Raw genomic sequence first — 10,546 nt, forward strand, 5'->3', positions numbered from 1 at the left:
CGTGATCGCGCTCGTCGCCTCGTCGATCACGAGGCTCTGCACTCGTGGGTCGGCGGCCAGGGGGGTGAGCGTCGCCGCGAAGGCATCCTCGTCGACGAGCTGAAGTCGCGCCCACGCCGCGACGAGGGCCAGAGGCACCGTGAGGACCGCGAAAGCCAGTAGAACGACGGATGCGACGGCACGGATCCTCAGCCGGGTCTTCGGTGTGGCGCTGCCGAGGATCGGCGCGAGGGAGAGGTGTCCGTCAGGCATGGCGTCATTGTGGCGGGTCGGGCCTTGCCACGGAGACATCAAGGCGCACCGGACTCGCCACCGGGAGGCGCTGACGGAGGCTGTCAGACCGCGCGCAGCACCGCCACGACACGGCCGAGGACGACGGCTTCGTCGCCCAGGATCGGCTCGAACGCGCTGTTGCGGGGGAGGAGCCACGTGTGGCCGTCACGGCGGCGGAAGGTCTTGACCGTCGCCTCGCCGTCGAGCATCGCCGCGACGATCTCGCCGTTCTCGGCGGTCGCCTGCGAGCGCACGACCACCCAGTCGCCGTCGCAGATCGCGGCGTCGATCATCGAGTCCCCCGACACCTTGAGCATGAAGAGCTCCCCCTTGCCCACGAGCTGGCGGGGGAGGGGGAAGATCTCCTCCACCTGCTGGTCGGCCGTGATGGGAACCCCGGCGGCGATGCGTCCGACGAGAGGGACGAGGGCCGCGTCACCGAGCGCCGGCGCGGTGTCGGCCGGGTTCTCGGCGGCGGCACCGGGCAGGTCGATGAGCACCTCCATCGCGCGCGTCTTGCCCGGGTCGCGGCGCAGGTAGCCGCTGAGCTCGAGCTGATTCAGCTGGTGGGTGACGCTCGAGAGCGACTTCAGTCCGACCGCGTCGCCGATCTCGCGCATGCTCGGCGGGTAGCCGTGCCGCGCGATGGAGCGCTGGATCACCTCGAGGATCGCGAGCTGCTTGTCGCTGAGGTTCTTGCGCCGCCGGGTCTGCGGCCGTTCGCGGCCGGCGGCGGTCGTCGCGTCGGTCATCTGAGCTCCCCTCGCGCCGCGCATTCTGCGGCGGAAATTCGAATGTCGGAGGTTGGTGATGAGGTCTCCGTGTCGAAACCGTATCCGGTGGACGACCCGAATGACACGGAGCCTCACGCGTGTCGCGTTCGATTCGTCTGCGATCACAGCCGGTGTTGACACTCGAAAGTATCGAAGATAGATTCGGAATACAGATTCGCACCACCGCCCTCCCGGCCGAGGGTGGGGTGCGAATCTCTCCCCACCAAGGAGCACACCATGAGCAGCATCACCTTCACCGCCCCCACCACTCGCCTGCGTCTGACCGCACGTGGTCGCCGTGTCGTGGCGTTCCTCGCCGCGCTGCCCGTGGTGGTCGCTCTCGCCATCGCCGTCGTCGGAGGTGGGTCCGCGCTCGCGTCGAGCGAGAGCGGTGCCCCGAGCGGCTCGTTCGCCGAGATCACCGTGATGAGCGGCGAGACCCTCTGGTCGATCGCCGAAGACGTGGCTCCCGAGGCTGATCCCCGCGATGTCGTGGCGCAGATTTCGCGCCTGAACGCCCTCGACGGCGGAGCGGTCTCGGCGGGCCAGCGCATCGCCATCCCCACCGAGTACCTCGCCGCGCCCTGAGGCGTCGGCTGATCGTCGCGGCGGCCTACCATTGGTGGGGTGACTGTGCGCCTCGACGACCTCCCTCTTCGCGATGATCTCCGCGGGATGACGCCCTACGGCGCTCCGCAAGCGGCTCTGCCCGTGGCCCTCAACGTGAACGAGAACACGCACCCCGTTCCGGCGGAAGTGGCCGACGACATCCTGGATGCCGTCGCCCGGGCGCTGCGTGACGTCAACCGGTATCCCGACCGGGAGTTCACCGGGCTCCGTGAGGCCTTCGCCGGCTACCTCGGTCACGGCTTGACGCCCGAACAGATCTGGGCGGCCAACGGCTCGAACGAGGTGCTTCAACACGTCCTGCAAGCCTTCGGCGGGCCCGGACGGACGGCCGTGGGCTTCGCGCCGACCTACTCGATGTACCCGATCCTCACGCGCGCGACCGGGGCGCGCTGGATCGCGGGAGAGCGCGCGCACGACTTCACGCTCAGCCCCGAGTCGGCCGCGGCCCAGGTACGGGAGCAGCGTCCCGACATCGTGTTCCTGTGCGCGCCGAACAACCCCACGGGGACGCCGCTTCGACTGGACGTCGTCGAGGCGGTCTACGACGCGACCGACGGGATCGTCATCGTCGATGAGGCGTACCAGGAGTTCGCGCCCCGCGACGAGCCGTCCGCCGTCACTCTGCTGCCCGGCCGTCCTCGACTCGTGATCTCGCGCACGATGAGCAAGGCCTTCGCCTTCGCCGGTGCACGCGTGGGTTACCTCGCCGCCGATCCGGCCTTCGTCGACGCCCTGCGCCTCGTGCGGCTCCCGTACCACCTGAGCGCCCTCACCCAGGCCGCGGCGACGGCGGCGCTCGGCCACGCCGACACCATGCTGTCGATGGTCGACGAGATCGTCGCTCAACGCGACCGGATCTCGGCCACGGTGTCGGCGCTCGGCTACTCGGCGCACGAATCGTGGACCAACTTCGTGCTCTTCGGCGGTGTCGACGACCCCGCCGCCACCTGGAAGGCGTTGTACGACCGCGGCGTCCTCATCCGCGACGTCGGCATCGCGCACCACCTGCGCGTCACGGCGGGCACGGCCGACGAGACCACCGCGTTCCTCGATGCCCTCGCCTCGGTAGGATCGCGGTCATGACCGGCCCCGCCACGCCCCGCACCGCTTCTCTCACACGCGAGACGAGCGAGTCGCACATCGAGCTCGAGCTCGACCTCGACGGACGCGGTGCCAGTGACATCCAGACCACGGTCCCGTTCTTCGATCACATGCTGACGGCGTTCGCCAAGCACTCGCTGACCGACCTCCGCGTGCGCGCCACCGGCGACACGCACATCGACGCACACCACACCGTCGAAGACACCTCGATCGTGCTCGGTCAGGCGATCCGTCAGGCACTCGGCGACAAGTCGGGCATCGCGCGGTACGGCGACGCCCTGGTCCCCCTGGACGAGGCGCTCGCTCAGGCGGTCGTCGACATCAGTGGCCGCCCCTACCTCGTGCACACGGGTGAGCCCGCGGGCTTCGAGCACCACCTGATCGGTGGTCACTTCACGGGCTCGCTGGTTCGGCACTCGTTCGAGGCGATCTCGATCCACGCGGGTCTCACGGTGCACGTGCGCGTCCTCGGGGGGCGTGATCCGCACCACATCGCCGAGGCCGAGTACAAGGCACTCGCGCGCGCGTTCCGCCAGGCGAAGGCGCTCGACCCGCTGGTCGACGGCATCCCGAGCACCAAGGGAGCACTGTGACATCCAGGCCGCTCGTCGCTGTCCTCGACTACGGTTCCGGCAACGTCCACTCCGCTGTCAAAGCCCTGATCGAGGCCGGTGCCGATGCGCGACTGACCTCCGACCGCTCTCTGCTCCTGGATGCCGACGGTTTGCTCGTCCCTGGTGTCGGCGCGTACAGCGCCGTGATGGGCGCGCTGAACGAGAGCCGCGGCGGCGAGATCATCGACCGCCGTCTCGCCGGCGGTCGCCCGGTGCTCGGTATCTGCGTGGGCATGCAGGTCATGTTCGAGCGCGGCATCGAGCGCGGGGCCGACACCGAGGGCCTGGGGGAGTGGCCGGGTACCGTGGCCGAGCTCGAGGCCCCGGTGCTCCCGCACATGGGGTGGAACACCGTGGCATCCGGAGCCGGTTCCCGCCTGTTCGACGGGATCGAGAACGAGCGCTTCTACTTCGTGCACTCCTACGCAGCGCAGGAGTGGTCGCTCGAGGTCACCCCGCCGTTCCCCGAGCCCGTCCTGACCTGGTGCACGTACGGAGCGCCGTTCCTCGCGGCGGTCGAGAACGGGCCGCTGTCGGCGACGCAGTTCCATCCCGAGAAGTCGGGCGAGGCCGGCATCCGGCTCCTCGCCAATTGGATCGACGGGCTGCGCACGACTACTGTGTGACCTCGTGCCCAGGCTCGGCGAGATGCGCCGACGGGCCCGAGGAGCCATGAACGATTTCGCGTCCACGCCCGAACTTGTGCTGCTTCCGGCGGTCGATGTCGCCGACGGCAAGGCCGTCCGCCTCACCCAGGGAGAGGCCGGTACCGAGACCAGCTACGGCGACCCCGTCGACGCCGCGGCGGACTTCGCACGCCAGGGCGCGCAGTGGATCCACCTCGTCGACCTCGACGCGGCTTTCGGTCGAGGCAGCAACGCGAACGTCATGCGCAAGGTCATCAAGCAGGTCAAGGGTGTGCAGGTCGAGCTCTCCGGCGGCATCCGCGACGACCGTTCGCTCGAAGCGGCACTCGAGAGCGGCGCGAGCCGCATCAACCTCGGCACCGCGGCGCTCGAGAACCCCGAGTGGGCAGCCGACGTCATCAACCGCTACGGCGAAGCGATCGCCGTCGGTCTCGACGTCCGCGGGACCACGCTCGCGGCGCGCGGCTGGACCCGCGACGGCGGCGACCTCTGGACCGTCCTCGACCGCCTCGAGGACGCCGGCTGCAGCCGCTACGTGGTCACCGACGTCACAAAGGACGGCACGCTCCGCGGCCCCAACATCGAGCTGCTGCGCGAGATGACGCAGCGCACGCCGAAGCCGATCGTCGCTTCGGGCGGCGTGTCGAGCCTCGACGACATCGCGGCGCTCCGCGAGCTCGTGCCGCTGGGCGTCGAGGGCGCGATCGTCGGCAAGGCGCTCTACGCGGGCCAGTTCACGCTGGCCGAGGCACTGGATGTCGCCGGACACTGACGATCCGCACGGCGCCCACGCGCACGGTGCCCACGCGCACGGCGCCCACGCGGATTCGGCCGGTGTCCCATGGGAGGGGCGCAGCTTCCAGGCCAATCCCCACTCGGGCGACGACGGCTCGGCCGACCCCGCGTTGTTGGCGGCCCTGCTCGCGTTCCGCGCGGGGGAGGGCGACGCACGCGCGGTGGTCGACGCCTACCGCGAAGCGCGCCTGCTGATCCCCCTCGTCGCCGAGAAAGGCGATCACGGCGTCGGGGCGCACGGACTCGAGGTCGACAAGACCCAAGAGCTGTCGATCGTGACGGTGGCGGCTCCCGACGGTCGCAAGGTGCTGCCCGTGTTCACGTCCGTCGCGGCTCTTCAGACATGGGATGCCACGGCCCGCCCCGTCCCCGCGGACGGCCGCCGCACGGCCCTGGCCGCGGCGTCCGAGGACACCGAGCTCATCGTGGTCGACCCGGCCTCCGAAACGGAGTTCGTCCTGCGCCGCCCCGCGGTCTGGGCCATCGCGCAGGGCGAGCCGTGGGAGCCGGCGCACACGTCGCCGACGATCTTCACCGGACTGCAGGAGAGCATCTCGGGGGAGCTCGCTGTGCTCGATCTCGCGGTCGAATCGGGCGATCCAACGGGCCGCCTGCGCGGCCCCGAGCTGGTGGTGCATCTGCAGCTGATGTCGGGCCTCGAACAGGAGGAGCTGGATGCCGTGCTGGCGCGCATCGCGCGCCGCTGGTCGGCCGACGATCGCATCGCCGTGCTCGTCGACTCCCTCACGGTCAAGTTGCACCGCAGCTCCGACGCCTGACCCGCATAGCACTCCGACGGTGTGAGGGTCGCCCTCCGCGGTCCCGGTCCCTTCGACAGGCTCAGGGACCTCGGCTCCGGCAGACCACCCCACGGTCCACCGAGCCGCCCCTCTTCCCGCGGATGTCAGGGAGGAGCTGTCCTGCGGTGGCGCAGGGCGAAGGGATGCCATTCTCCCGAGGCAATCGGGGTAGGGGCCCTGCTCTTGCCTCGGGAGGATGGCATCCCGGAGTCCGGTACCTCCCCAGAACGAGCGACCTACGTGACGGGACCCGTCCACTTCTCGCCCGGACCCTTACCGATCGGGTCCTGAATGGTCGACGCCTCGCGGAACGCGAGCTGCAGCGACCGCAGCCCGTCGCGCAGGGAGCGCGCGTGCATGTCGCTGATCTCGGGGGCGCCGGCGGTGATGAGGCCGGCGAGGGCGTTGATGAGCTTGCGGGCCTCGTCGAGGTCGAGCTGCTGCGTCGGATCGTCGGCCAGGCCGGTCTTCACCGCCGCGGCGCTCATGAGGTGGACGGCGGCGGTCGTGATGACCTCGACGGCGGGGACGTCGGCGATGTCGCGGGTGGCCGAGGCCGCGGCGCGCTCCTGTTCCTCCCAGCGGGCGAGACGCTCGTCTTCGGCTCCGTGGCGGTGCGCGGAGTGGTCGTCGGCGGGCTGGTCGGAGGGGATCGTGTCCACGTGAATCTCTCTGCTAGACTATGGCGGGCTTCGGAGTGTCTCACTCCGTACGAAAGAGGATCACATCCCACCCGCGCTTGCCGCTCCAGGCTACCGGGTTCCCGCACTCCGCTCCGTTTCGCACGGGGTCGTCTGGGTGCAGAAGCCGGTGCTGACAGCGCCGTGCCGGGTGGCGTGTGTACTCCTCTTCGCCCGCGATTCGATCGGATCGCGGCGGCCACCACCCGCACACAAGAGGAGTTCCGCATCAGCGATCCCCGCACCAACGAGCGCATCCGAGTCCCGGAGGTCCGTCTCGTCGGACCCAACGGCGAGCAGGTCGGCATCGTCCGAATCGAAGCTGCGCTGCGCCTGGCCCAGGAAGCGGACCTCGACCTGGTCGAGGTTGCGCCGAGCTCGAAGCCTCCCGTGGTCAAGATCATGGATTACGGCAAGTTCAAGTACGAGGCCGCGCAGAAGGCCAAGGAAACGCGTCGTAACCAGGCCAACACGGTCCTCAAAGAGGTCCGGTTCCGCCTCAAGATCGAGGCTCACGACTACATCACCAAGCTCAAGCGCGCCGAGGGCTTCCTTCAGGCGGGCGACAAGGTGAAGGCGATGATCCTGTTCCGCGGTCGCGAGCAGTCGCGTCCCGAGCAGGGTGTGCGCCTGCTCCGCAAGTTCGCGGAAGATGTCGCCGAGTTCGGCACCGTCGAGTCCAACCCCACGATCGACGGCCGCAACATGGTGATGGTGGTCGCCCCGCACAAGAACAAGTCCGAGGTCAAGACCGAGCAGAACGCGCAGCGCGCGGCGAACCGCGAGGCGGCGCGCAGCGCTGCCCGTGGCGACTCGGCCCCGGAAGAAACGCCCAGCTCGGCCCCCGCCGAGTAAAGCTCCCCAGACTCCCGCTCCGTCGGGAACACCAACGAAGGAAGACAGATGCCGAAGCAGAAGACCCACTCGGGCGCCAAGAAGCGCTTCAAGCTGACTGGTAGCGGCAAGCTCATGAAGCAGCAGGCCGGCATGCGCCACAACCTCGAAGGCAAGGCCTCGAAGCGCACCCGCCGCCTGAACCAGGAGCAGGTCCTGGCCGCCGGTGACTCGAAGGTCGCCAAGAAGCTCCTCGGTCTCTGAGCGCCGACGCACGTTAGGAAGAAACAGAAATGGCTAGAGTCAAGCGGGCAGTAAACGCCCACAAGAAGCGTCGCGTCATCCTCGAGCGCGCCTCCGGTTACCGCGGTCAGCGTTCGCGCCTGTACCGCAAGGCCAAGGAGCAGGTCACCCACTCCCTGGTGTACGCGTACCGTGACCGTCGCAAGCGCAAGGGCGACTTCCGTCGTCTGTGGATCCAGCGCATCAACGCCGCGTCCCGCCAGAACGGCCTCACGTACAACCGCTTCATCCAGGGCCTCGGCCTCGCGGGTGTCCAGGTCGACCGTCGTATGCTCGCCGAGCTCGCCGTGAACGAGCCCGCCGTGTTCGCCTCGCTGGTTCAGACCGCGAAGGCGGCGCTGCCCAGCGACGTCAACGCCCCGAAGACCGCGTAAGACGCGTCTTCGCACCGAACGGGCGTCCTCTGCGGAGGGCGCCCGTTCGTCGTTTCCGCGCGGCATCCGGGGGTCTATGCCGCCCACGCCATACACTGAGGACGTGCTCGAGAACCCCCGTTCGCCGCGGGTGCGCGCCGTGGCCAAGCTCAGCAAGCGCGCCGCCCGTCAAGAGACCGGCCTCTTCCTCCTCGAGGGTCCGCAGGCCGCGCGCGAAGCCCTCGCGTGGGCTCCCGAGACCATGCTCGAGCTCTACGCGACCCCGACGGCTCTCGAGAAGCACACCGATGTGCGTGATGCCGCCGAGCGAGCGGGCGTCGACCTGCAGTACACGACCGAGGCGGTCCTGGATGCCATGGCCGACACGGTCACGCCCCAGGGCATCGTCGCGGTGGCCCGGCAGACTCCGACGGCGTTGAAGGACGTGCTCGCGGGCAACCCGCGCCTCATCGCGATCTGCGAGGAGGTGCGCGATCCCGGCAATCTCGGCACGATCATCCGCGCCGCGGACGCCGCCGGTGCCGATGCCGTCGTCCTCACGGGACGCACCGTCGATCCGTACAACCCGAAGGTCGTGCGATCGACCACCGGTTCGCTGTTCCACCTTCCCGTCGCGGTCGACCTCGATCTCGCCGACGTCGTGGCGCGAGCGCACGAGGCCGGGTTGCGCGTGGTCGCCGCCGATGTCGACGGCGACGACTTCCTGGCATCCCGAGACCTCCTGTCGGAGCCGACGGCATGGCTGTTCGGCAACGAGGCGCGGGGACTGGACGACACGGCGCTCGCTCACGCGGACCTGTCGTTGCGCCTGCCGATCTACGGCCGCGCCGAGTCGCTGAACCTCGCGACGGCCGCGAGCGTGTGCCTGTACGAGACCGCCTTCGCTCAGCGCGCGCGGTGACCCCGCGGGACGTTCCCGGCTGTTACAGAACGGTTAAGGCGTGCGCCAGAGGCTGGTCGGACGCACATCATCCTCATAGGGTGAACGCATGGCATCCGTTCCCCCGGCGGGCCCTGAGCCCCTTGTCGTCGTCTCCGATGTGCAGAAGCACTACGGCCAGTTTCAGGCGCTGAAAGACATCAATCTCACCGTCGACCGTGGTGAGGTCGTCGTCGTCATCGGTCCCTCCGGATCGGGTAAGTCGACGCTCTGCCGCACGATCAACCGCCTCGAGACGATCACGAGCGGGTCGATCACCATCGACGGTGCGCGCCTGCCCGAAGAGGGCAAGGCGCTCGCGAAGCTGCGTGCCGATGTCGGCATGGTCTTCCAGTCGTTCAACCTCTTCTCGCACCTGACGATCCTCGAGAACGTCACGCTCGGTCCCATCAAGGTCCGCAAGCTCAAGAAGGCGGATGCCGAGAAAGAGGCGCGGGCATTCCTGGAACGTGTGGGCGTCGGTCACCAGGCCGACAAGCTCCCCGCCCAGCTCTCGGGCGGTCAGCAGCAGCGTGTCGCGATCGCTCGCGCACTGGCGATGAAGCCGAAGGTCATGCTGTTCGACGAGCCGACTTCGGCCCTCGACCCCGAGATGATCAACGAAGTGCTTGACGTCATGGTCGGTCTCGCCAAGGACGGCATGACCATGATCGTCGTCACCCACGAGATGGGCTTCGCGCGAAAGGCCGCGAACCGGGTGGTCTTCATGGCCGACGGGCAGATCGTAGAGCAGGCGGCTCCCGAGCAGTTCTTCACGAACCCGCAGTCCGACCGTGCGAAGGACTTCCTCTCGAAGCTCATCACGCACTGATCGAAAAGGCGACGAACAAGGAGGTTCTCTCGCCCCAACTCGTGTCACCTTTCCCCCCCGGCCGACCCGAACGCGCCGTCACCGACCCCTTTCCGCACAGCACACGTAACCAAGGAGACATCACATGCGTAGAACTCGTACTCTCACGGGCCTCGGCGTCCTCGCCGCGAGCCTGCTCGCCCTGACGGCTTGCAACAGCGGCACCCCCGGCTCGCCCGATGCCGGATCCGACGGCGGCAGCAGCGACGCCCCGGTCTACGGCGCGGTCGCCACCGACGTCACCATCGAGAACAGCCCGACGTTCGACAAGATCAAGGCGGCCGACAAGGTCGTCATCGGCGTCAAGGAAGACCAGCCCGGCCTCGGCTACCTCGACCCCGTCACGGGCGAGCGCAAGGGCTTCGATGTCGACATCGCGCGGTGGATCGCCGCGTCGCTCGGATACGACCCGGCCGACAGTGCCAAGGTCGAGTACAAGGCGATCGCCTCGGCGAACCGCGAGCAGGCGATCATCAACGGTGACATCGACTACTACGTCGGCACCTACTCGATCACCGACAAGCGCAAGGAGCAGATCGCCTTCGCCGGGCCCTACTTCCTCACGGGCCAGGGCCTGCTCGTCGCCGCCGACAACGACACCATCACCGGCAAGGACTCGCTGACCGCCGACACCACGGTGTGCTCGGTCACCGGCTCGACGCCGATCCAGCGCATCCGCGAAGAGACACCCGCCAAGGTCGTCGAGTTCGACACCTACTCGCAGTGCGTCGAGAAGCTGAAGAACGGCGAGGTCGACGCGGTGACGACCGACGAGGCCATCCTTCTCGGCTACGCCGCTCAGGACCCCGACAACCTCAAGATCGCGGGCGAGCCCTTCAGCGAGGAGCGCTACGGCGTCGGCCTCGCCAAGGGCGACACCGCGTTCCAGGAGTTCGTGAACACCATGTTCACCGACGGCGGCTCCACCTGGG

The 10,546-nt window shown here is 68.7% G+C and carries 14 protein-coding genes and 1 pseudogene; 12 read left to right on the forward strand and 3 right to left on the reverse strand.

What is annotated here, in order from left to right:
* Both P2P98_RS08635 and lexA read right to left on the reverse strand, forming a co-directional pair.
* Positions 1-252 (reverse strand): annotated as a pseudogene (locus tag P2P98_RS08635) (hypothetical protein); the annotation flags it as partial.
* An 83-nt stretch (positions 253-335) separates the two neighbouring features.
* The gene (gene lexA / locus P2P98_RS08640) at positions 336-1,025 is read right to left on the reverse strand and encodes a transcriptional repressor LexA (RefSeq protein WP_013583385.1); all 690 of its coding nucleotides are present in this window, start codon (positions 1,023-1,025) and stop codon (positions 336-338) included.
* Between the two features lie 258 nt (positions 1,026-1,283).
* On the opposite strand from lexA, the gene P2P98_RS08645 reads away from it, so the two are divergent.
* The 6 genes from P2P98_RS08645 to P2P98_RS08670 are packed head-to-tail and all read left to right on the forward strand — an operon-like array spanning position 1,284 to position 5,612.
* Positions 1,284-1,634 (forward strand): LysM peptidoglycan-binding domain-containing protein, encoded by a 351-nt coding sequence (locus P2P98_RS08645; RefSeq protein WP_275799175.1) that lies wholly within the window; start codon positions 1,284-1,286, stop codon positions 1,632-1,634.
* Between the two features lie 39 nt (positions 1,635-1,673).
* Positions 1,674-2,759, forward strand: coding sequence for a histidinol-phosphate transaminase (locus P2P98_RS08650; protein ID WP_275799177.1), 1,086 nt, complete (start codon positions 1,674-1,676; stop codon positions 2,757-2,759).
* Positions 2,756-3,370, forward strand: a complete 615-nt coding sequence (gene hisB / locus P2P98_RS08655; protein ID WP_058594902.1) for an imidazoleglycerol-phosphate dehydratase HisB — start codon at positions 2,756-2,758, stop codon at positions 3,368-3,370. The genes P2P98_RS08650 and hisB overlap by 4 nt, the downstream gene beginning before the upstream one ends.
* Positions 3,367-4,017, forward strand: coding sequence for an imidazole glycerol phosphate synthase subunit HisH (hisH, locus tag P2P98_RS08660; protein ID WP_058615274.1), 651 nt, complete (start codon positions 3,367-3,369; stop codon positions 4,015-4,017). The genes hisB and hisH overlap by 4 nt, the downstream gene beginning before the upstream one ends.
* Before the next feature lie 46 nt (positions 4,018-4,063).
* A complete protein-coding gene (gene priA / locus P2P98_RS08665; RefSeq protein ID WP_058615273.1) occupies positions 4,064-4,810 on the forward strand; it encodes a bifunctional 1-(5-phosphoribosyl)-5-((5-phosphoribosylamino)methylideneamino)imidazole-4-carboxamide isomerase/phosphoribosylanthranilate isomerase PriA in 747 nt (248 codons plus the stop codon).
* The gene (locus P2P98_RS08670) at positions 4,794-5,612 is read left to right on the forward strand and encodes an SseB family protein (RefSeq protein WP_275799183.1); all 819 of its coding nucleotides are present in this window, start codon (positions 4,794-4,796) and stop codon (positions 5,610-5,612) included. The genes priA and P2P98_RS08670 overlap by 17 nt, the downstream gene beginning before the upstream one ends.
* A 257-nt stretch (positions 5,613-5,869) precedes the next feature.
* Here the strand turns inward: P2P98_RS08670 and P2P98_RS08675 are convergent, their stop codons facing one another.
* Positions 5,870-6,286: a DUF1844 domain-containing protein gene (locus tag P2P98_RS08675; protein ID WP_275799195.1), complete on the reverse strand. Its 417-nt coding sequence runs from the start codon at positions 6,284-6,286 to the stop codon at positions 5,870-5,872.
* Between the two features lie 183 nt (positions 6,287-6,469).
* Here P2P98_RS08675 and infC point away from each other — a divergent pair, with 183 nt between their 5' ends.
* The 6 genes from infC to P2P98_RS08705 form a co-directional block, all read left to right on the forward strand.
* Entirely contained in the window at positions 6,470-7,168 is a 699-nt protein-coding gene (gene infC / locus P2P98_RS08680; protein ID WP_275799185.1) for a translation initiation factor IF-3, read from the forward strand.
* A gap of 48 nt (positions 7,169-7,216) precedes the next feature.
* The gene (gene rpmI / locus P2P98_RS08685; protein ID WP_058232311.1) at positions 7,217-7,411 is read left to right on the forward strand and encodes a 50S ribosomal protein L35; all 195 of its coding nucleotides are present in this window, start codon (positions 7,217-7,219) and stop codon (positions 7,409-7,411) included.
* Between the two features lie 29 nt (positions 7,412-7,440).
* The gene (gene rplT / locus P2P98_RS08690) at positions 7,441-7,824 is read left to right on the forward strand and encodes a 50S ribosomal protein L20 (RefSeq protein WP_013583374.1); all 384 of its coding nucleotides are present in this window, start codon (positions 7,441-7,443) and stop codon (positions 7,822-7,824) included.
* 103 nt (positions 7,825-7,927) lie between these two features.
* Positions 7,928-8,725, forward strand: a complete 798-nt coding sequence (locus P2P98_RS08695; RefSeq protein ID WP_275799187.1) for an RNA methyltransferase — start codon at positions 7,928-7,930, stop codon at positions 8,723-8,725.
* 88 nt (positions 8,726-8,813) lie between these two features.
* Entirely contained in the window at positions 8,814-9,575 is a 762-nt protein-coding gene (locus P2P98_RS08700; protein ID WP_275799189.1) for an amino acid ABC transporter ATP-binding protein, read from the forward strand.
* A gap of 124 nt (positions 9,576-9,699) precedes the next feature.
* Positions 9,700-10,546 (forward strand): glutamate ABC transporter substrate-binding protein (locus tag P2P98_RS08705; protein WP_275799192.1); only part of this gene is annotated, 847 nt, incomplete at its 3' end.

The organism is Microbacterium sp. Kw_RZR3, assembly GCF_029222405.1.
GTDB lineage: Bacteria > Actinomycetota > Actinomycetes > Actinomycetales > Microbacteriaceae > Microbacterium.